This is a genomic window from Nocardia terpenica, from assembly GCF_013186535.1.
Lineage (GTDB): Bacteria > Actinomycetota > Actinomycetes > Mycobacteriales > Mycobacteriaceae > Nocardia > Nocardia terpenica.
This window is the reverse complement of record NZ_JABMCZ010000002.1, coordinates 1,160,361-1,178,683: the sequence shown is the minus strand read 5'-3', so window position 1 is coordinate 1,178,683 and position 18,323 is coordinate 1,160,361. Positions and strand designations below refer to the sequence as shown.

At 65.6% G+C, this 18,323-nt stretch carries 26 protein-coding genes; 15 read left to right on the top strand and 11 right to left on the bottom strand.

Features of this window, described 5'->3' with window-relative positions; translation table 11 throughout:
* The first annotated feature begins 85 nt into the window (after positions 1 to 85).
* Positions 86 to 727, top strand: coding sequence for a hypothetical protein (locus HPY32_RS17130; RefSeq protein WP_067579924.1), 642 nt, complete (start codon positions 86 to 88; stop codon positions 725 to 727).
* A 472-nt stretch (positions 728 to 1,199) separates the two neighbouring features.
* Entirely contained in the window at positions 1,200 to 1,997 is a 798-nt protein-coding gene (locus tag HPY32_RS17125) for a helix-turn-helix domain-containing protein (RefSeq protein ID WP_067579926.1), read from the top strand.
* Between the two features lie 31 nt (positions 1,998 to 2,028).
* Here HPY32_RS17125 and HPY32_RS17120 read toward each other — a convergent pair whose 3' ends face one another.
* The 4 genes from HPY32_RS17120 to HPY32_RS17105 all read right to left on the bottom strand — a co-directional run bounded on the left by HPY32_RS17120 (position 2,029) and on the right by HPY32_RS17105 (position 5,273).
* Complete coding sequence (locus tag HPY32_RS17120; protein WP_067579928.1) at positions 2,029 to 2,796, bottom strand: ESX secretion-associated protein EspG; 768 nt, start codon at positions 2,794 to 2,796, stop codon at positions 2,029 to 2,031.
* A gap of 6 nt (positions 2,797 to 2,802) precedes the next feature.
* The gene (locus HPY32_RS17115; protein WP_067579930.1) at positions 2,803 to 4,236 is read right to left on the bottom strand and encodes a hypothetical protein; all 1,434 of its coding nucleotides are present in this window, start codon (positions 4,234 to 4,236) and stop codon (positions 2,803 to 2,805) included.
* A complete protein-coding gene (locus HPY32_RS17110) occupies positions 4,236 to 4,652 on the bottom strand; it encodes a hypothetical protein (RefSeq protein WP_067579932.1) in 417 nt (138 codons plus the stop codon). Before HPY32_RS17110 ends, HPY32_RS17115 begins: the two co-directional genes overlap by 1 nt.
* Before the next feature lie 72 nt (positions 4,653 to 4,724).
* Positions 4,725 to 5,273 (bottom strand): DUF3558 domain-containing protein, encoded by a 549-nt coding sequence (locus tag HPY32_RS17105; RefSeq protein ID WP_067579934.1) that lies wholly within the window; start codon positions 5,271 to 5,273, stop codon positions 4,725 to 4,727.
* A gap of 167 nt (positions 5,274 to 5,440) precedes the next feature.
* On the opposite strand from HPY32_RS17105, the gene HPY32_RS17100 reads away from it, so the two are divergent.
* The 5 genes from HPY32_RS17100 to HPY32_RS17080 all read left to right on the top strand — a co-directional run bounded on the left by HPY32_RS17100 (position 5,441) and on the right by HPY32_RS17080 (position 8,182).
* A complete protein-coding gene (locus tag HPY32_RS17100; protein WP_067579935.1) occupies positions 5,441 to 5,920 on the top strand; it encodes a hypothetical protein in 480 nt (159 codons plus the stop codon).
* Positions 5,921 to 5,984: 64 nt separating this feature from the next.
* Positions 5,985 to 6,305, top strand: a complete 321-nt coding sequence (locus HPY32_RS17095; RefSeq protein ID WP_067579937.1) for a type VII secretion target — start codon at positions 5,985 to 5,987, stop codon at positions 6,303 to 6,305.
* Positions 6,302 to 7,027 (top strand): hypothetical protein, encoded by a 726-nt coding sequence (locus HPY32_RS17090; RefSeq protein WP_067579939.1) that lies wholly within the window; start codon positions 6,302 to 6,304, stop codon positions 7,025 to 7,027. Before HPY32_RS17095 ends, HPY32_RS17090 begins: the two co-directional genes overlap by 4 nt.
* A gap of 6 nt (positions 7,028 to 7,033) precedes the next feature.
* Entirely contained in the window at positions 7,034 to 7,543 is a 510-nt protein-coding gene (locus HPY32_RS17085; RefSeq protein WP_156674015.1) for a hypothetical protein, read from the top strand.
* A gap of 51 nt (positions 7,544 to 7,594) precedes the next feature.
* Positions 7,595 to 8,182: a hypothetical protein gene (locus HPY32_RS17080; protein ID WP_156674016.1), complete on the top strand. Its 588-nt coding sequence runs from the start codon at positions 7,595 to 7,597 to the stop codon at positions 8,180 to 8,182.
* Between the two features lie 98 nt (positions 8,183 to 8,280).
* Here HPY32_RS17080 and HPY32_RS17075 read toward each other — a convergent pair whose 3' ends face one another.
* A complete protein-coding gene (locus tag HPY32_RS17075; protein ID WP_067579943.1) occupies positions 8,281 to 8,766 on the bottom strand; it encodes a hypothetical protein in 486 nt (161 codons plus the stop codon).
* A 32-nt stretch (positions 8,767 to 8,798) separates the two neighbouring features.
* Here HPY32_RS17075 and HPY32_RS17070 point away from each other — a divergent pair, with 32 nt between their 5' ends.
* Positions 8,799 to 9,305 (top strand): hypothetical protein, encoded by a 507-nt coding sequence (locus tag HPY32_RS17070; RefSeq protein ID WP_156674017.1) that lies wholly within the window; start codon positions 8,799 to 8,801, stop codon positions 9,303 to 9,305.
* Here HPY32_RS17070 and HPY32_RS17065 read toward each other — a convergent pair.
* Together HPY32_RS17065 and HPY32_RS17060 are read right to left on the bottom strand one after the other, a co-directional pair.
* Positions 9,296 to 9,613 carry a hypothetical protein gene (locus HPY32_RS17065; protein WP_156674018.1) on the bottom strand — a complete coding sequence of 106 codons (318 nt, stop codon included), beginning with the start codon at positions 9,611 to 9,613 and terminating at the stop codon, positions 9,296 to 9,298. The two genes, HPY32_RS17070 and HPY32_RS17065, sit on opposite strands and share 10 nt — an antisense overlap.
* A 59-nt stretch (positions 9,614 to 9,672) precedes the next feature.
* Positions 9,673 to 10,104: a hypothetical protein gene (locus tag HPY32_RS17060; protein WP_082870727.1), complete on the bottom strand. Its 432-nt coding sequence runs from the start codon at positions 10,102 to 10,104 to the stop codon at positions 9,673 to 9,675.
* A 241-nt stretch (positions 10,105 to 10,345) separates the two neighbouring features.
* Here HPY32_RS17060 and HPY32_RS17055 point away from each other — a divergent pair, with 241 nt between their 5' ends.
* The 7 genes from HPY32_RS17055 (at position 10,346) to HPY32_RS17025 (ending at position 15,100) form a co-directional block, all read left to right on the top strand.
* On the top strand, positions 10,346 to 11,212 hold the full coding sequence (locus HPY32_RS17055; RefSeq protein ID WP_067584908.1) for a DUF5753 domain-containing protein: 867 nt from the start codon (positions 10,346 to 10,348) through the stop codon (positions 11,210 to 11,212).
* Positions 11,213 to 11,217: 5 nt separating this feature from the next.
* Positions 11,218 to 11,553 (top strand): DUF397 domain-containing protein, encoded by a 336-nt coding sequence (locus HPY32_RS17050; RefSeq protein WP_171982900.1) that lies wholly within the window; start codon positions 11,218 to 11,220, stop codon positions 11,551 to 11,553.
* 430 nt (positions 11,554 to 11,983) lie between these two features.
* The gene (locus tag HPY32_RS17045) at positions 11,984 to 12,697 is read left to right on the top strand and encodes a hypothetical protein (protein WP_067579954.1); all 714 of its coding nucleotides are present in this window, start codon (positions 11,984 to 11,986) and stop codon (positions 12,695 to 12,697) included.
* 87 nt (positions 12,698 to 12,784) lie between these two features.
* Positions 12,785 to 13,174 (top strand): hypothetical protein, encoded by a 390-nt coding sequence (locus HPY32_RS17040; protein WP_067579956.1) that lies wholly within the window; start codon positions 12,785 to 12,787, stop codon positions 13,172 to 13,174.
* Positions 13,175 to 13,399: 225 nt separating this feature from the next.
* Positions 13,400 to 13,771, top strand: a complete 372-nt coding sequence (locus HPY32_RS17035) for a hypothetical protein (protein ID WP_067579958.1) — start codon at positions 13,400 to 13,402, stop codon at positions 13,769 to 13,771.
* Positions 13,768 to 14,082, top strand: a complete 315-nt coding sequence (locus HPY32_RS17030; protein ID WP_067579960.1) for a hypothetical protein — start codon at positions 13,768 to 13,770, stop codon at positions 14,080 to 14,082. Before HPY32_RS17035 ends, HPY32_RS17030 begins: the two co-directional genes overlap by 4 nt.
* Positions 14,083 to 14,185: 103 nt before the next feature.
* Positions 14,186 to 15,100, top strand: coding sequence for an NYN domain-containing protein (locus tag HPY32_RS17025; RefSeq protein WP_156674019.1), 915 nt, complete (start codon positions 14,186 to 14,188; stop codon positions 15,098 to 15,100).
* A 187-nt stretch (positions 15,101 to 15,287) separates the two neighbouring features.
* On the opposite strand, the gene HPY32_RS17020 is transcribed toward HPY32_RS17025, so the two are convergent.
* The 4 genes from HPY32_RS17020 to HPY32_RS17005 all read right to left on the bottom strand — a co-directional run bounded on the left by HPY32_RS17020 (position 15,288) and on the right by HPY32_RS17005 (position 18,309).
* Entirely contained in the window at positions 15,288 to 15,749 is a 462-nt protein-coding gene (locus HPY32_RS17020; RefSeq protein WP_067579964.1) for a hypothetical protein, read from the bottom strand.
* A 385-nt stretch (positions 15,750 to 16,134) separates the two neighbouring features.
* Complete coding sequence (locus HPY32_RS17015) at positions 16,135 to 16,413, bottom strand: hypothetical protein (protein WP_156674020.1); 279 nt, start codon at positions 16,411 to 16,413, stop codon at positions 16,135 to 16,137.
* 109 nt (positions 16,414 to 16,522) lie between these two features.
* Positions 16,523 to 17,125 carry a site-specific integrase gene (locus tag HPY32_RS17010; RefSeq protein WP_067579968.1) on the bottom strand — a complete coding sequence of 201 codons (603 nt, stop codon included), beginning with the start codon at positions 17,123 to 17,125 and terminating at the stop codon, positions 16,523 to 16,525.
* 2 nt (positions 17,126 to 17,127) lie between these two features.
* Positions 17,128 to 18,309, bottom strand: a complete 1,182-nt coding sequence (locus HPY32_RS17005; protein WP_067579969.1) for a tyrosine-type recombinase/integrase — start codon at positions 18,307 to 18,309, stop codon at positions 17,128 to 17,130.
* Between the last annotated feature and the right edge of the window lie 14 nt (positions 18,310 to 18,323).

The following is an 18,323-nucleotide window of genomic DNA, read 5'->3' as shown; positions in this document are numbered from 1 at the left end:
TCCGGGTCTGACCAGCAGGATCTCGACACCCTCGGCCTCACCCACCGCGCCCGATAATCACCCAACCCGACAGGAGAACGCCCTCATGACCAACGATCCCGCCCACCAGCCAGTCGACGACACCCCACTACTCGACGACCACCCGGACGAAACCGTCGCCATCAGGCGCGTCTGGCAAGACGGCCGCACCACCGCCGACGCGGCAGCGGCCACCCTGCGCTCGATTGCCGATCAACTGTCCACCCTGCAGAAGACCGTGCCCACCCCCGACCTCCCGGTCCCCGACCCCGCCGCCTGGTACGAAACCCGCGTCCCCGATTTCCCCGGTGCCCCTACCACTGTCGATCAAACCTTCGCCGCCCTCACCATCCACCTGCTCGTCAGGGCCATGCACTACGAGCAGGCCGGCCGCGACCTCGGCCACGCCCTCACCCATCTCGATGCCCCCGATGCCCCCGACCGAACCCGCCGCGATCTCGAAACCCGCATCCAGGGCGCGGTCCGCGCCGTCCTCGACACCGCCTACCAGTACGGCGACCCCCACACCACCCAGAGCGTTGTCGAGCACGGCCACTGGATTCCCCTCGACCAACTCGCCGCCCTCACCGAGTCCCCCCGACCCCTGCTCCTCGCCCACACGCATCTCACCGCCCTCGCCGAGATCGCCCGCACGCACATCCCCGAACCTGAACTCCACAAACTCATCCGGCAAGCCACTACCGACTGAGGAGGTCGATCGCCGAGTCTCGAACGGGTGGAAATCGGTTCGGGGGGATGCCGATCACGATTCGTCGTTGATCCCGGCGATCTCTGTCTGACACGTGCGACGCCGCGGCGCCGGCCACGAGCTGACACGCCCGCAAGTCAGCGGTCTTCGTTGTCCCGCACCGACAACCGGCACTGCGCACATCGGTGCGCTCTGGACAGCCACCGGTCCGGGACCGGGAAGGGGTTGTCGCGCAGGGTGATATGCGTAGCGATAGCGCGCCGACGCAGATAGGATCACGCTCACACCGGGGCTGTGAACGGAAACACGCGCTCTGGAGAGAGCTGGATCTGTCGGGGCCCCGCGCTCGCAGCGCAGCGAGGGGATGGTTGACGCTGTCGGCGACCAAGGCCAAGGGCGTATCGGACAGAGGGGTGAAGACGTGGCCGGGAAGAGGGACAATCCACAGCTACGGACTGAACGTGATCACTACATGCCGGTGGGGGCGATCCTGCAGCGTTATCGGAAAGAGAGAAAGCTGACCCAGGACGAACTGGCACAGCAAGCAGGACTGTCGAAATCGCTGATCACCCAGATCGAGACCGGCAAAAGGCGAGCGGGAAAGGAGGTGATTGCGAAAATCGCTCTGGTGCTCGACTTGTCGGCCACTACCAAGAGGCGGCTTCTGGGTTTGATCGATCCCGCTGTGCTCCGTGTGAAACTGGACGGTGTCACCGCCATAGAGCCGACATACCGCGAACTCAGTGTGGTGCACAGTTATCCGTATCCGTCGTGCTACTACCATCCGGGCACCAGCCGGATCATTGCCGCCAATGCCGCACTCACTCACAGCTTCCCCGGCCTGCGGAAAGGCGTCAGTGTCGTTCAATGGCACTTGCTGAGCCGATGGGCCAAGATCGTTTACGCGAACCCCGTTGAATGGTACCGCTACAGTCATGGACTGGTCCGGGACTGCCGGGAGCTACTCGAGGGTTTTGTCCCCGACAGTCAAGTCAAGGCATTCATCGAGCCGCTGCGGCAGGCCCGCGAATTCGACGACATGTGGAACACCTCCGCCCCCCGCCTTGAGGAGGACGATGACGAGGCCGCGCAGGTGCACCTGTGCGACCCCGGCGACGGGAGCATTCGAATCATGTACTTCCGACTCTCGGAAGACGTGTACGTCCGAGGTTCGGAAGGCGACGGCCCATGGCAACACGTCACATTCTCACCTGCCCCTGTGCCGCGGCACCCGAAACGTGGCCCCTCCTCCGGCGAGACGCGGCCGTAGCATCATCACGCCCTGCGATCAAACGCCCACGTCACCGGTGACGAGTGACGGCGTTACGTGTACTGAGGAGCAGATCGTGTAGCTGACGGGTGATCGAGTCGTCAGTGCCGGGTACCAAAGTGAATTCGTTATTGCCTTGATGCAGCAGCAGGTAGCGACCGTCGACAGGCTGATAGTCTAGCCAGTGGAAACCGCGACCGTCGGTAGTAGGGCGTGCATCGACCGCGCTACCCGGGTAGACCGTGATCTCGCCAACGCTCGACCGCGGGCGGCGAACGATGCGATGTAGTTTCTCGGTGTGCGACAACTGGATCGGGTGCCGCGCGTATTCAGTCCTGTCCAGATCACTGCGGTGCCCGCTGATCGACGGTTGTGTTCCGGGCGGGCATTTGGGCAGGTTCGCCGTCAGATGCGTAGGTAGATCCTTCGATGCACAAGCGAGCAGAATGACATCGCCGCCGTATTCCGGTGTAGGGCCCGGCATTTGGACAGCGAGGGCTGCGGCGCGGCCGGCGAGTCCAGCATGCACACGCACCACGGCGCCGCGGTCATGGCCGTAGAAACCGTGAATCTCTACCCGTGCCTGCGGGTTCAGCAGGATCGAGACCGTCTGGAACAGCCGCTCGTCGACTGCGTTCGCGAGCTGCTGCGTGGCCTCGGTGCGGGCGCGGTCGTAATCGTCTAGTGCTTCGAACGTCTCGGGTAGATACCGCAGTGGATACGGCAGGCGGTCACGGCCGAACGCTTCCAGCGCGAGAGTGAAGGTCAATCCACTCATGCGCCAACGTTTTTCGCTCATCGTGCGCTACTCGCCGATCACCCCGCCCGGCGGCAACGCGGGCGGCAGCTCACCCAGTAACTCCGAGCCGCGGTCGTAGACCAGATAGTCCTTCTTCTTGACTTCGCGCTCCTCATCGCCTTTTCCGCGAGCCCCAGGAGGAACTCCACCCGGAGAGCCGGGTGCACCAGGCTGGCCAAGCCTGGCCGCCGCCCTGGCCGCGGTCGGCTCGCCAGAAATCTTCGCCCCCGGCACGCTGCGTCCAGGGGTACCTGCGCGCCCACCGGTACCCGAACCCGACCCGCCACCGGCTCCGCGCCCGTCCCCGAACCCTGGCAGGCCGCCCACGCCGGACAGCCCTCCGGAGCCGACCGTCGACGGCTGTCCGGTCGGGCTACCGAGCCCCGGTATGCCCTGCCGCGTGTTCCCAGCCGACGGGTCGCTGGAGGCCATACCGGCCGGAGTAGTGGTGCTCGATGGGTTCGTGCTCGCTGGATCCTGATTCGTGTCGGAGCCGGGCGAATTCTCTTTCGCGCCCTCGGCTCCCAGCCCGGACCCATCACCGCTGCCGGAACCGGTGCCTGCCGCTCCAGGTGGTTGCCCACCAGTTCCGGCCGGTGTTGTCCCACCACCACGCCCGTCCTGTTGCTGTCCGCCGAAGGAAGTGCCAGGGTCGGGTACGCCGGGCCCGTTCACCGGGTTGCTCGGGGTGGGCAGTACCGGCCGAGTCGGGTCGACGTCGCGTACCACGTTGGCTTGGTAGACGTCGGTCATCACCCGCTGCGCGTCCTTCTCCGCCTCCTCGGCGCGGTACTGCGACCCTTTGAAGTAACCCTGGAACGGCAGATGGTCGATCACCATATCGGTGAAGCCGCCCGATTTCTCCGGCTGCGGAACCGAATCCTTGGCCTGCCCCAGATAGTCGCCGTGCAAAGCCATGCCCCGGGCGACAAGCTGCTGCGCGACCGAGAGCTTGCCCACGTCGCTGCAGAACGTGCGTGTCGCGTCGATGAACGCTCCCGCGGATCGGCCCTGCATCATCTGTTCCACGTCCTGCGCGACACCGTTGGAGAACTCGTCGGCGAATTGCTTTGTCTTGTAGCCGAGATCCCGCCATCCTTGCGCGGCGTCATTGATCTTCGCTGCTGCGACCGGACTGGCCGCATCGTTGAGCGCGTTCCAGATCTTCTGATGCGCCCACGCCGGAAACGGCTCCCGTTTGTCGCCGACCAGCACCGCGGGGTCGAACCCGCCGCCGTGCTCGGCCTTCAACGCATCGAACCCGGCATTGGCGCCAGCACGCGCCGGATCCCACTGCCGGGCCGCCTCGTCCTCCCGATCGCGCCGATCCTGATCCTGCCGCTCCGCTTTCGCCTGTCCTGCGTGCCCAGTCCCCAGCTGAACGAGATTGGCGGCCCACTCCGCCAGATCTTTCGGACTGTGGAGCCCAAACCATCCCATTACGCCCCCTCGGTCGTCTTGCCGATCGCTACGGCGCTGGCATGGTCCTGCGCGAGGAGCTTCTGGATAACCGTGTCGTAGGTGTCGCGCATCGTAGTGACGATGTCGATCGCGGCTTTGTACTGGTTCACCGCCGAATCGGGTGCTCCGTCAGCTTTCTGCTCGAACGCTTGCTTCAACGCCAGGGACGAGGGCAGCGTGCCGAATCCATCCAGGTGGGCGAGTTTGCGGGCAGTGATGAGAAGGTCCTCCTCCAAGTGCTTCCGCATCGTCTCGGCCCTGTTGCGTAGTGCCTGAGCGAGATCAGGATCGAGGCGGAAGGTACCGCCTTCGGCCTGCTGCTTCAGGCTTCGCCAGTACGCCAGCTGATCCGTGAACTGTGGTGGTTTGCCCGAATCCCCCTGCGGCTCCGCCATCGCGGCCTCCTTATGATTTCTACGCAGTATCGCGGTGCTCCCGAATGCTTGTCGAACGTGCGTGGGACGCGGTCACTTCGGGAAGTACGGCTCCAGTTCTGTCGCATGCCTCACGGCCAGATCGCAGGGCGGTAATTGCGGTGCCGTCGCCCGCTCGCCGTAGGACCAGTCGACAGAGACTTCGATCGAGCCTTGCGCATAGGGCACGTTGACGTAGCAGCTCAACTTGTCGCCTTCGGCATCGGTCTTGTCCTGGTAGATCAGGCCCTGCCGCGGACCGATCGTGACATCGCGGAAGCCGACCCAGCTGGTGTTCGACCGAGCCTGTGCTTGCGTTGCCCGCATGGAGCCGACGCCTACCCCGTATGGTCCTTCGACAGAACGCCATTCACACACCTTTGTGAACGCATCGACGGCCTGTCCGGAATCGATCGCGACTTTCTTCGATGCGGGATCGGCCTTGGTGGCTCGCAGCGCATCGTCGGACAGTTGCTCGCAGGGATTCCACAGCGGTTCGCTGAGCCCGCTAGGTGTGGCTGACGCGGCGCTCTGACTGGTAGTTGTGCCGCCATGGCCGGAAGAGCACGCTGTCATCAGTACCGTGAGGCCGGCCAGCACCACGGGAAGCGCGCGCGCTCCGTGCGATGCGGCTGTTGATCGCGTCGACAAATTTCTCCCCTGCCTCGGCCGCTATGTCTCCATCAGAGTAGGACGCACGGCATCAGGCCGTGGTTCCATCCGGAACACCGCCACCGCAACAGGGGCGGCTGGGTTACCGTGAGGATCGGATGGTGCAGGCAGGACAGCAGGGGGATGACGTGGACGACGACACACCCGTGACTGCGGAACCAGTTGGTGAGCAGTGTGGACCGGCAGCCCAACCCGGGACGGACGGCGAGTACGCCGCCGCGCTGGCGTTGGACCGCAACGCCGAGCAGATGGCTGATCTGTGGGGAGAAGTCGCTGATCTGTCGGCACAATTAGCCGCCGGCCTGACCGGGATCTGGTGGAACGCGCTCCCGGTGACTCGGCCTGGTGGGCTCGATATGGCCGGGGCGGCAGCGATGCTCGCCGCGCGGCTGGCTCGGCTCGGCCCGGACGGTGACCCGGTCGAGCAGGTAACGCTCGGTTCGATCGCCTACATGCAAGGCGCCCACGATCACGCGCGCGTCGAGGCCGAGGAGATCAATGTCCTGCGCCGGACATTGCACCGCGAGATGAGCGAACGATTCGGACCCCGGAACACACCCGACAGCGGCCCACGGTAGGCGCAGACGCAGCCGATACCTTCTAGCCACCGTAATTCGAGGGCAATAGCATCAAGGGAACATAATGACCGACGATTTCAGTGTGAATCCGGACGACCTCGATAAGTTCGGACACTCGCTGCGTGATCTCGCCGACCAGGCTGATGCCGCGAAGAAGTACGCTTCGAAGTGGTTCGAGCTGAGTGCGGGAGAAGCCAGAATATACGTATTCGCCAAGGGGATGGTCGATCAGATTCGCGAGAATCTGGACGGGAACTACGATCACCTCGCGAAGATTTCCGGCGATTCAGCCGACAGCCTAACGTCAGCCGCGCGGTCATACCGGGCCACCGACAACGCGTCGGCCGCACGCCTGGACGGCGCGTCGTCGGAAGGCTCACGATGACACAGCCCGCGACCGCTCTCAAAGAACCGCAGGCCGACGATCCGCTGCCCGAAGCCATACCGTATTTCTTCGGCGGAAATTTCGTTTCCCCCGCCTACTACATCTCGCAGACCATCAAGAACCTCACCGGTTTCGACGTGTTCGGATGGGCATCTGAGCAAGTGGCAGGCGACTGGGAAGCCGTGCGGAAGGCCGCAGGCGCCGCAGAGAACCTCAGCAGTTTCAACTCCGATTTCGCGGCTGCGGTGCAGACCGGCTGGCAGAACACGGTTCAGCAGTCCTGGCATGGGCACGCCGCCAACAGCGCGCACAGCTACTTCCAGGACCTGGCCGGCAAAGTCGACTTCCAGACCGCCCCACTGAAAGAAATCGGGCGTGAGCTGACGAACATCGCCAACTCCATGATGAACCTGGCGCGGGTGCTCGGCGATCTGCTCCAGGATCTCGTCGACCTCGCCATCCTGTGGCTGGCCAGCGCGGCGGCCGAAGCCGTCCTGGCCTCCACGCTGGTTGGCGTGCCCGCCGCTGCGGCTCAAGCCGCAGTATCAGCGGCCTACGTGGTGATGATGGTCGAGCGCATCGGCGAAATGATGAAGAAGGTCACCCTGACCTATAAGACGATCACCGGAATCGTCTCGCTTCTGCAAGGGCTGTCCAGCCATACATCCGCCGACAAGCTGCCCCCGCTGCCGAACGCCGCCTACCACTTCCCGGGAGCGTGACCGCCGATGCCGCAACCACCGGAGTTCATTTTCGATGTGGCACACGGCGACATCGGCGTCTCGCGACAGCTCCGCAAGTCGCTAGAAGCGCTCCAGTCCGTCACCGCCAACCCGGACCTGCGTAAACGACTCGGCGATGTCCTTGCCGGTCGGGCCAGTATGCGGGAATTCGGAATGTCGGACGCATTCGCTCAGATCCTCGACCAAGTACCGAAACCGATCTTCGACAAGGCCGCCTCAATGTCTGAAGAGGAGCGAAACAGGCTGGCGGAGCAGGGACAGGCCGAGCTGGAGCGACTTCGTAATCAACAACCCGAACCTCGGACCGGTATTGAGCAGCCGCCCAGCTCTGCGCCCCCACAAGCGCCCCCGCCACGACGACCGGAGCGGGCAGATCCGTTGTCGCCTACCGAGCCCGGTGCCTCGTCGCTGCGACCGTTGCCGCTTCCCGACGAGGTGGTGGAAGCCGACGACGAATACTTCCGTGACCGCCGCGAGCGAGGATGGCTGGTGTAGCCGGTGAAACGACAAGACGTGCCGATCCCGGTGCGAATCAGCGAGGAACCGATGACCGAGCTGGAACTGCACACGCGAACGAGCCCCTTGTCGGCACATGACTACCTATCGCTCGAGCTTGCGCGGCCCCTGCCCGACTTGTGTACCGGACATGGGCTCCCCGCGATCGAACATCGCCCAGGAATCATCCGATTCCGCCGAGCACCTCACGGCCCCGAGCAGGACTCACCCGGCTTCTTCCTCCGATGGCTGCCGCGGAGGCTGTTCTCCTTCAAGACCGTTCACTTGGAGGTCACGGCCGACCTCCACGGTGACTGGCCGATCTGCGGCCGATGCATCCGATCCGCCAAGGTGTTCCGATTGATCGGCCACACCCTCGTGCTCACGGGGATACTGGTACTGATCGTGCTCCTGGCCGGAATGCAGGTGGGCCTGGGAAGACAGATCCAGGTTCCCTTGGTCTTCGTGCTCTTCCCCGGGTGGCTTCCGTGCGGCCTGCTCCTCGCAGCGTTCGCGTACCTCCGAGCCAGAACGTTCGTCCGATGCCGACCGATCACCAGCACAACCACGGTCGTGATCCGCGCACACCCAGCATTCGCAGCCGCAGCAGCAAGCGATTCCGGCCCGGACGTCGGCTGACCACGGTAGGGGCTGTCAGCGGTACTCGGGTGACACACCAACTCGGCACAGAGGGGACCGAGACAGGTGATGGATTCGATGCATGTTTCGGATGATGTTCAGGTGTGTGCGTATGTTGTTGCCGGGTAGATGGTTTCGAGATCGCACACCGCGCGGATCGGTGCTGGATCGCCGCCGATGTGTTCGAGGGCGGGGGTGATGATGGCCGCAGCGTCGTAGTCGCGTGCGGTGTTGAGTAGTCGTGTGATCGGGTCGTCGACGGTGGAGGTGGAGTACACGAGGAGGCGGGCGAGGTCGTAGCCGAGTGCGTGTGCATGGCACCGGACGCTGTCTTCGTTGTTCGGCCATCCTGGTAGTGCGCTGTTGATGAAGCCGATTGCCAGCGGCAGCGTGTGCGGGGCGTCGATTACGGCTACGTACGCTGTCGGGAAGGCCGCGATCGCACGCTCTGCGCCTTGTTCTCGTGGTTTGTGCGAGCCAGGCGTAGCGACGGCCATCAGTAGCAAATCGTCGTCATGTCCGATTGCCATCGTGTCCAGTTGTTTGCGCACGGTCGGCGGCATCGCGGTGTCGGAGTCGTTCACGGTACTCTCTTTAGGTTGGTGTTTCAGTGTTCGTGGATCCATTGCTGGGCAAGCTCTTTCGCGTATTCGACACTGCTGGCCGAGGCTTCTCGCACCAAGACTTCGCCGTGATGCACTCGCAGGGCGCATGTGCGTGTGGTGGTGGCCCGGATCTCGAGGGTGTAGATGTGGTGCTGGCGGGTCAGCCAATATTCGGCGGGTGCGCCGCGCAGCTCTCATCCGTTGGTCGCGTGCTCGGGCCGGATCGGGCCCTGCGGCACATCGACCGGTTCGGGCCGAGGGTGGTCATTCACCGGTTGCTAGGGTTCGAGGAACAATATTTCGCACGGGAGGCGATCCAGTCCCTGCATGCCTTGTTCGGTGTCGTCGATGATTTCTATTGGCTCGCAATGGAATCTGCTCCAATCGTTGATGAAGTGCCAGGCGGCGATCGCGTGTGCCCGGTAGTCGAAGACCGCCTCGCCCAGCCGCACCCGCAGATGAACGTCGTCGGCGGGGTAATCGGCTGCGGCGGGCGTAGTCATGGGGATTACCGCTGATGCGGATGACCGATATCCGGCGGCTGGGGCTCGCGCTGGGGTTGCGGCGGCAGCTGATCGCCGCTGCGGTGCAGGCGGTGCTGGAGGGCTGCAACCGGGCCCGTGAACGCCCGCCCGTGCACCGGCAGCGGTTGGGTGGGCGGCTGGCTGAGTTCGGCGGCTTGGTGGTGGAGCATGCCCGGCCAATCCACCACTGGTCCACGAGCTGGTGTTCGCGGGCACCCCAGGTCGGTCAGGACGGGAACCAGCCCGATCAAGCCCGCGAACATCAGCAGTGCCCCCACATACACCAGCAATTCCGGGTTCACCGTGCGGTCCTTTCCCAGATCTGTTCCGGCGCAACGGTGATTTCACGCAATGCACCCATCTAGTGCCTCACTTTGATGTCGAAGCAATCGCGAACGGCATCGAGGACATCTCCTGCCCTAGGTCGAAAGCCGTTGGGTGGCAACGTCTCCCAAAGCCGATAGGCGATCTGCAAGTCGGCGGGCGAGGGGAGCATGATCTCGGAACCCGATGGCGCGATCGAGACGTTGATCCGGAACATGCTGGCGTAGACGGTCAGGTCGGCATCGTCGAAGCGGACGGGATCGGCAAGGAAGGTCCAACGATTCGATCGAGGGTGGGCGATGATCGGGCCATGGCGGCCGTTGACCTGCTGTAGTTTCGCCTTGATCCGCACGGCGATGCCACTGGGCAAGGTGAAGGCGGACAACAAAGGTCCGGCGTGTACGACAATCCGCCCCGTTTCGGGCTTCACCGTCGCATCGAGCCTGCACATGTCGCGGTAGTAGGCCACTCGTGATCGCGGCGTGTCTGCCGAGGATGCTGTCATGCCCGTTGTAGCTGGATGGCTCATCGGAACCTCAACTCGCGTCGGTCTCTCAGTGCTCTGAGCTGGCGATATATGAGCACTGAATGGTCTAGTGCATCCGACGATACAACTATTACTAAAGTTTAGTGATGAAATTTGGCGATTAGTTTCGGTCGATTGCTGTTGCTGTAAGTTGAGGCGACGCCTGAAGGGAAGGAAGCGCGCGATGGTCGACGCATCGCCCACCGTTGCTGCCTGGGAGCTGATGCTGCGCATCAAACGGCAGGCTGCCGAGCGGGGGATCAAGCCTGCCGAGATCCAGCGTGGCTTGGGCGTCGGTGCGGCCTACTGGTCCCAGGTCACGAACTACAAGGGCATCCTTACCGAGGACAAGCTCAACAGGCTGATCGACCTACTGGAGTTCGAAGCAGACGAACGACAGGAACTACTCGATCTACGCGCAGTCGCCAAGGGCCGCAGCCTCTACGCTCAGTTCTCGGCCTTGCTGGACGACGAACTGATGCGGTTCTACAACCTGGAAGCTGGCGCGTCGAGCATCAGGAGCTTCGAGAACAGCGTTATCCCGGGTCTGCTGCAGACCGAGAACTACATGCGAACCCTCATCAAGGCTCGCGTGGTGACGGCACGGCCGACCGAGGCTGAACCTCGCGTCCAGATACGCCTGCTCCGACAACGACGACTGGCTGGCGAAGACGCACCGAAGTTGGCAGTGGTAGTCGGCGAAGCGTCTCTCAGATACCAGGTCGGCGACACGAACGTGCACCGCGAACAGCTCGAACACCTGCGCACCTTGATCGAGCAGCGTCCCGGGCACCTGGACTTCCGAGTCATCCCCTTCGCTTCGGGAACTGCGATCGCCAGTCTCAACGCGGCGACATTTCACCTGCTGGGCTTCCCCAGCCCGCGGCTGCCGATCATCGGTTGGATGGAGACCGCCATTCGCGGTGAAGTCACCGAAGAGCCACGCGACGTGGATGGACTCGTGTATCAGTTCGAACAGATCCACTCGTCGGCATTGGACCAATCCGAATCCCTGGACGTGGTCAACGAGATCGCACGTCAGATAGGGTGAACGGTGTGAGCACTGACTTCTTCAAATCAACCTTCAGCGGCGGGGAGAAGACCTGCGTCGAGGTCGCCCACCGAGGCGACTCCGTGCTCATCCGCGACAGCAAATACACCGGCCCCGCGACCGAGCAACCCATCGTGTCGTTGTCGCCCGCGCACTGGCCGACCATGCTCGAGCTGACGCTGAGCGGCAAGTCCGGGCAGGTGGACACAGTAACCGTCACCGTTCATCCGGCTGGCGGTGCCACAATCGCCGACCAGAGCGCAGCGCTGATCTACGACGCCGACGAATGGGATGCCTTCAGGAAAGGCGTCGCAGACGGCCAATTCCACCGCCACATATAGGCTTTCGACCCCACACGGCCCTGATCCCGAGCACCTCGGATCGGGGCCGGGGTCGTGTCTAGGCCGTCTCGGCGTCGCGAGCGCTGTGCGCAGTACCGCGCGCCTGGCCAGTCGACTCGGCCAGAAAGGGAGCTACTCATCCGCGGCTACGAGGCCGCCGAATCACATCACGCTGCGGCTGTACTCTTCACAGCGGCTGCCGCCGAGCGGCTGTCGATGCCTCCTCGGCGGTCTCCGTGCTCACGCTCCGTTTTGCTGGGAATGTAACTCGTATGTTCAGCGAAATTCATTGTTGCGAAACGTGTTTGGGCTGTCGGTGTCTTGACTTCATGGGGTAGGGAGAGCGTTCATGGTGTCGTAGCCGAGCACACCGGCGGCTACAAGCCCCGGAAGGGGTTGCGTACCAATCGAACTCGCTGGAGGAACCATCATGACCACCGCTACCGCGACCGCGACCCCGACCGCCGAGAAGCTGTGGGCCGCGTTGCAGCAAGGCCCGGGCTCGACGGCGAAGGAGCTCGCTGAGTCTGCGGGGATCGGGGGCTCGACCGCGCGCAAGCTGTTGGTCGCTCTGGAGCGCACCGGCAGCGCCTACCGCCTCGAGGGTGAGGCCGGTGGGTCGGCGCAGCGGCCCGCCGACCGCTGGTATGTGCTGCACACTCCCGCCGCCACCGCTCCCGGCGAGCAGGACCCGGCCGCCGAGGATCCCGAGGCAGGCGACGAGGTGATCACCACCCCCGCTGAAACCACCGCGCCCACTGTGCCCGCCGAGGAGGCCGACCCCGCGCCGGAGCCCGCCGGGGCGGACACACCCGCCGAGCCCGTCGACACCGCCGCAGCGGCCGACACCGCGTCCGATTCCGAGGTTTCGACCGCACCTGAGGAGACCGGGCAGCCGGATACCGCCGAGCTTGTGGTGAAGGGTAAGCGATTGGCTCCGGGCGAGCTGCGCGCGATGGTGCAGGAATTCCTGACCGACTGCGCGGGACGGGAATTCGGGCCGACCGAGCTCGGCCGCAACCTCCAGCATTCGGTCGGCGCTATCCACAACGCGCTGGAGAAGCTGGTCGCCGACGGGGTCGCGGTGAAGACCTGCCAGGCACCCAAGCGGTACATGATCCCCCAGATCGAGGCCAACGCCTGACCGAGACCAGCCGCCTGCCTCGGACACCACCGTGACGGTGGTGTCCGAGGCAGGCAGTTGGAAACCGTCGAGTGAAGGAGAAACCCGGTGTCGCAGAACACTATTCGTACCGATCACTATGGGCAAGCGCTGGCCCGTCTGATCGCCGACCCCGCCGCGCCGATCACGGTGGAGCAGGCTCGCGTGATTGCGCGCCGCTGGTTCGCCGACCGCTTCTTCGGTGACCCGCTGTGGGGCGGGGACACGTTGATGAATCTGGCGCGCTGGGCCGCCGGGAGCCCACGGGCCGACCGGGTGCACCCCCGCGCTGTCGCCGCCGAGGCTGCGACGATGCTCGTGCAGTTGCACGACCCTCGGGTCGTGCAACGGTGGGACGGGTGGAATCTGGGCGAGTCCCACCGCGTCGCGGTGCTGACCGTCGCCGCCTTGGTCCGTCACCTCGACAGCGGGCTGACCGGGTCGGCGGCTTGCTCGTGACCACCCCGAGCTACGACCAGATCGCCCGGCGCGTCTACGCCGACGAGTCCTTCGAGACCGAACTCACCGAGCAGGAGGCGAAGGTCGTGGCTGCCGGGTGGGTGGGCGAGTACTACTGCCCGGCCCTGCCTGACCGGGGGCCAGTCGCCTGCCTCGGGTACCACACCGCTCGGGTGGTGCCCGAGGGCTGGCAGCTGGAACCGACAAGGAAGGCAACGTTTTTCGATGTTCGACTACGACACCTGGCGGATCGCCTACGACCAGGCGATGACACGACTGGCCGCCGTTCCAAAGGCCATCCTCAACGAGACCGAGGCCAAAGCGATCCCATTACGCTGGTTCACCGACCACTACGGCCACACCATATTCGGCGGGCACGAGCACCCGAACCTGGCGCACTGGTGTGACAACGGCCCGTACGCCCGCACGATCGCCCGCCGCTGGCTCGCGGTCGAAGCCCACACCCTGTTGGGTGAGCTGCGCGACCCATTGGTGGCCGAGCTGTGGCACGAACTGGACACCACCCATACCCACGCCGCTGCCGTGCACGCGATGCGCGCGGTGGTCCTCTACCACGATCCGGGAGCGCACCTGTGACCACACCGACGTACGAGCAGATCGCCCGACGCGTCTACGCCGACGAGTCCTGCGAGACCGAACTCACCGGGCAGGAGGCGAAGATCGTGGCTGCCGGGTGGGCGGGCGAATACTACTGCCCAGCCCTGTACCGGTGGGTGTCCAGCGGGCGCGGGCACCGCGCCGAGCTGATGGCCGACGCCCGCACGCTGTGGGACGACCTGAGCCTGCACGTCACCGACTGGCCACATGCGGGCCAGCCCTGGCCCAGTATCGCCGCCGTGGCGGCGTTGACCCACTACCTGCAGACCAGCTCCGACATCGGTGACTGAACGGGTGCATCGTGGGTGCGGGGAGAGGTTGAACGGTGTTGGCGGGGACCGTATCTGGTGCGGTGACGGGGTGAGGTTGTCCTCGCCCGGTATCGTGCCGGGTGTGGGGTCAGCGGGGCGATGGACGATGGGTAGCCGGGTGTGGGGCTGGCTGGGCAGGCGGGAGGAGCCGCCTGCCGGGCAGAGACCGCAAGCCCCGGGCGGTCTGCGGCCTGGGCGGGTGCTGGCCCGCGAGGGCGGGGTCGCGGTGCTCGTCGATGCCGACAACGTGGCGCCCGCCAAGATCGGGGCGGTGCTGGAAGCTGTTGCCGCCGAGCACGGTCCGGTACGGATCAGACGCGCCTACGGTGACTGGGATCGCGAGCATTTGACGGGGTGGCGGGCGGCGGTGCTGGCGCACTCGATCCGCCGCATCGACGCGATCGCGTTCAGGGCGGGCAAACAGTGCACCGACCACGTGATGGTCGCCGATGCCGTCCACCTCGCTCTCACGGAGAATGTTTCGGTGATGGTGTTGGTCACCAGTGACGGCGACTTCACCGACCTGGCGATGCGGTTGCGTGAATACGGTGTGCGGGTCGAGGGATTCGGCAACCTGAACACCGGACGGCCGTTCCGCCGTGCCTGCGAGAAGTTCACCGTCCTGGATCAGCTGACCAAGGCCCCGGCCGGCGCGCCTGTGGTTGCGGCTGCGCCGTCCCCGGCGAAGCCTGGCAAGAAGAAGAATGTCGCCAAGACCGCGGATGTCACGAAAGCTGTTGCGGGCAGGCTGGATCCGCAGATCGCTGAGCAGTTGTGTGCGATGGTCGCCCAGGTCGCCGACGCCGATGGGCTGGTGCAGTTGACCACGGCGTGTCACCGGCTGCACCAGCACGGTGCTCTCAAGGCGAAGCTGAACGGGCAGACCGACGGCAAGACGGGCCGGTTCCTGAAACGGTGCGGGTTGTTCGAGGTGATCGACAAGCCAGGGAACAACGGCGTCACGGTGACCTACCTGCGCGTCAAGCCACACCCCTGAACCCACCAGCCGCAGCGCACGACCGCGGACCCCGGGCGCGGTCACCGGCCAGGGCGCGCGTGCACCGTCCGATCCCGGGGTCCGGGCGTGCCGTTGATGCCGAACAGCTCCTCGCTGGGCCGGGTGAGTTCGGGTCGGGGTGAGCGGTTGTCGGGGCCGGGAAGGGGGGCGACCCGGCCCGGGTTGTTCAGGTGTGCAGCGGTTCCTCGGGCAGGTTCAGGGTGTCGATGAATCGGCGGAGCCGGTCGGCCAGGTCGCCGGTGTGGTGGAGTACCAGTTGCTTGGCCATGTGCTGTATGTCAGCGGTGGGTGCGTGCTCGATCGCGCGTTTGATGGCGTTGATGGCTCGGATGTCGTGCCATTGCCGCTCACGGGCGGGGCAATCGGCGGCTTGGACGAACCAGGCTGGTTTGCCGATCTGCAGCGATTCGTACCACGTGCCGGTGTGGTCTCCGTAGTGCGTCATCGAGGCTTCGGCCTCGACCTGGAAGTAGAACATCACGGTGTAGGCGTCGGCGCGGCTGGTGAAGGGGTGCGCCAGGATGGGCATCAGCTGGTCTTCGGTGGTCAAGGGGCTGATCGTGTCGTCGTCCAGGATCGGTTTCGTGTAGTCGTTCGGGTGCATGTCGGTGGATTTCAGGGTGGCCATCTCGGTGTCTCCTCCAATTGTCGCCTGCCACACCATTAACGCTCCCGACCCCAGACCAGTCAAGTTATTGGTTAGTCGAAAAGTGTTGCAGGACAACACTATTAGTAAGAACGATGGGTGATCGCGACTACGGGGCGATCGAACCCCGATGGCGGCGTGGGGATCTGGAGCCGATCACCGGTCATGGGCGGGTTCGTCTTCCGAACGCGGGCCCGCGCGGGACGGATGGGCGATGATCGTGGGGGTACTTCCGGCGTGGTCGGTTCGTCCTGGGCGCGGTGGTCCGGGCTGGTGTGCCCGGTGTCGGCTCGGGATCATCGTGGCCGGGTGGTTGTGGGGGGAAGAGGAGAAAACCCGCCCGTGGGCGGGTTGGGGGCGGGGGTGGCTACCCGCTGTAGTGGCTGATGCCCCATTTTGCGTGGGGGAAGTAGTCGATCAGTTCGTCGAGCGCGGCGTGTAGGGCGGGTTGGGCGTCGCCGTCGTGGTCGGCGTCGTTGAAGTAGCGGCCGGGCGCGACCGCGCAGGAGTCGTCGAAGACGTTGCCGTCGGCGTCGACTTCGGCCAGGAACCAGCCGCCGTTGTTGTTGTTCATGTCGTCCTCCTCGTCGTTGTCCGGGTGTTTGCCTTGCCCCACCATGAACGCTCTCGTCGGCGCGGAAGTCAACTCGCTATTAGGGTCGGGAACCGTTGCTGCGCAACGATTCCCGGCTATCAAGGTGTGAATCGCGGTGCCCGCGTTCGCGGGCGTGCACCCACCCCGCCGGGAGCGGCGGTTACCGCTGGCGCACCGTCGGCGCGAGGCGGTCGAGATTGCGGGTGGCGAACGCGGCGGTGTCGTGGTAACCGAGCTGTGCGGCGATCACCGGCCAGGGCACCCCCGCGTCGGCCAGCCATCGCCCGCACGTGGTGCGCAACACGGCCACGCCGGGCCGCCGTCCGCCGGGCAGGTCGTCGGCGACCGCCGCGACTGCGGGCCGCCAGATCCGGTGCCGGTAGCGGGTCATCAGCCCCGGCCCGCACGCGCCCTCGATCCGGAATAACTCAGCACCGCCACCGTGCAGGTCCAGGCGGGGGAACAGGTTCGCGGGCAAGGCGATCGTGCGCGGGCACAGCGCGGGCGTGAGGACCCAGCCTCCGGGGGCGGGCCGCCACGTCCGCTCGATCCGGCATGCCCCGCCGTCGGGGTCGAGATCGGTGTCGGCCAGCGCGGCGGCCTCACCGAGGCGGGCTCCGGAGATCACCAGGAAGTCGGTGAGCACCCGCCACTGCGACGGCATCCGCGCGACTACCCGTTGATACTGCTCGGCCCGCAGCGGCGTCGCCGCCGGGTACGACCGGCCACTGCGAGGATTGGGGATCCTGAACTGCTCCACCATGGTCAGGCCGCCTCCGGCTCCGGAGCCGAGACCACCGGCGCGAGCGCCCCGCGCATCCGACCGACACCCCGGCCGGTCGCGGCGGGCGGGGCCGGGTGCGCGGGCCCGCTGGTGGCGGGGAGCATGGCGGCGATCGCGGCGGCGGCCGACGCGTGGGCGTGGCGGTCGAGGTGGCCGTAGGTGTCGACGGTGGTCTTGATCGACTCGTGGCCGAGGTGGGCCTGGATCACCGGCAGCGGGATTCCGGCGGCGATCATCCAGCTGGCGCAGGTGTGGCGCAGGTCGTGAATGCGCGGCCGTTTTCCGTGGAGGTGATCGGTGACGACGCGGCCTCGGTCGTCGAGGTGGACCAGGGACCGGATGGCCGCGTTCCACCGCGAGCGGAGCGTGTCCTGGCGGACCGGTCCGCCCCGGGCGTTCTCGAACAGCAGCTGGTGGGCGGGGCGGTCCAGCCGCAGGTCGGTGATCAGTTCGGCGGGAAGGTTGACCGTGCGCAGCGAGCGGCGGGTCTTGGGCGGGCCCAGGATCGCACCGCCGCGCCCGTCCGGCTTCCACGCCTTGCTGATCCGCGCGGTCTGCCGGTCGGGGTCGATATCACCGACCGTCAGGGCGGTCACCTCGCCCAGGCGTGCGCCGGAGGCGACCAGCAGCCGCAGCAGTACCCGGTAGCGCTCGGTCATCGCGTCGTGCAGCGCGGCGAATTCGTCCTGGGTCAGAAACACCATCTCCGGTGCCAGGCTGCGCGGCAGGCGGGTGCCCGCGCAGGGGTTGGTGGGTATCTTGCCGTCGGCGACGGCCGCCTTGAACATCGCGAACAGGAAGCCGTGCTTGTTGGCGATCGTCTTGGCCGCCAGCCCTTTCGACTCCAGCCCGTTGACCCACTCGGCGATCACGTCCCGGTCCACCGCCAGCAGCGGCAGCTGCCCCATCACCGGGGCGATGTCGCGGCGGACGTAGGTGCGGTAGTCGTGCAATGCCTTGCGGCCGATACCGGTGAGATGGCCGATGTAGTGCTCGGCCCACTCGGCGACGGTCACCGGTGCCATGGTGCCGCTGGCCTCGGCGGCGAGCACTTCCAGGGCCTTGTCCGGGCCCACCTGATCCAGCAGCAGCTGCCAGCGCCGCGCCGCGACCGGGTCGTCGAAACTCTGCGAACTCTGCTTGCCGTGATGGCGGAACAACACGGACGTGACACTCG

Excerpts from the sequence above, each read along its gene's own strand:
- HPY32_RS17130 (WP_067579924.1), top strand. The coding sequence starts at position 86 with ATGACCAACGATCCCGCCCACCAGCCAGTCGACGACACCCCACTACTC.
- HPY32_RS17125 (WP_067579926.1), top strand. The coding sequence starts at position 1,200 with ATGCCGGTGGGGGCGATCCTGCAGCGTTATCGGAAAGAGAGAAAGCTG.
- HPY32_RS17120 (WP_067579928.1), bottom strand. The coding sequence starts at position 2,796 with ATGAGCGAAAAACGTTGGCGCATGAGTGGATTGACCTTCACTCTCGCG.
- HPY32_RS17115 (WP_067579930.1), bottom strand. The coding sequence starts at position 4,236 with ATGGGATGGTTTGGGCTCCACAGTCCGAAAGATCTGGCGGAGTGGGCC.
- HPY32_RS17110 (WP_067579932.1), bottom strand. The coding sequence starts at position 4,652 with ATGGCGGAGCCGCAGGGGGATTCGGGCAAACCACCACAGTTCACGGAT.
- HPY32_RS17100 (WP_067579935.1), top strand. The coding sequence starts at position 5,441 with ATGGTGCAGGCAGGACAGCAGGGGGATGACGTGGACGACGACACACCC.
- HPY32_RS17095 (WP_067579937.1), top strand. The coding sequence starts at position 5,985 with ATGACCGACGATTTCAGTGTGAATCCGGACGACCTCGATAAGTTCGGA.
- HPY32_RS17090 (WP_067579939.1), top strand. The coding sequence starts at position 6,302 with ATGACACAGCCCGCGACCGCTCTCAAAGAACCGCAGGCCGACGATCCG.
- HPY32_RS17085 (WP_156674015.1), top strand. The coding sequence starts at position 7,034 with ATGCCGCAACCACCGGAGTTCATTTTCGATGTGGCACACGGCGACATC.
- HPY32_RS17080 (WP_156674016.1), top strand. The coding sequence starts at position 7,595 with ATGACCGAGCTGGAACTGCACACGCGAACGAGCCCCTTGTCGGCACAT.
- HPY32_RS17055 (WP_067584908.1), top strand. The coding sequence starts at position 10,346 with ATGGTCGACGCATCGCCCACCGTTGCTGCCTGGGAGCTGATGCTGCGC.
- HPY32_RS17045 (WP_067579954.1), top strand. The coding sequence starts at position 11,984 with ATGACCACCGCTACCGCGACCGCGACCCCGACCGCCGAGAAGCTGTGG.
- HPY32_RS17035 (WP_067579958.1), top strand. The coding sequence starts at position 13,400 with ATGTTCGACTACGACACCTGGCGGATCGCCTACGACCAGGCGATGACA.
- HPY32_RS17020 (WP_067579964.1), bottom strand. The coding sequence starts at position 15,749 with ATGGCCACCCTGAAATCCACCGACATGCACCCGAACGACTACACGAAA.
- HPY32_RS17010 (WP_067579968.1), bottom strand. The coding sequence starts at position 17,125 with ATGGTGGAGCAGTTCAGGATCCCCAATCCTCGCAGTGGCCGGTCGTAC.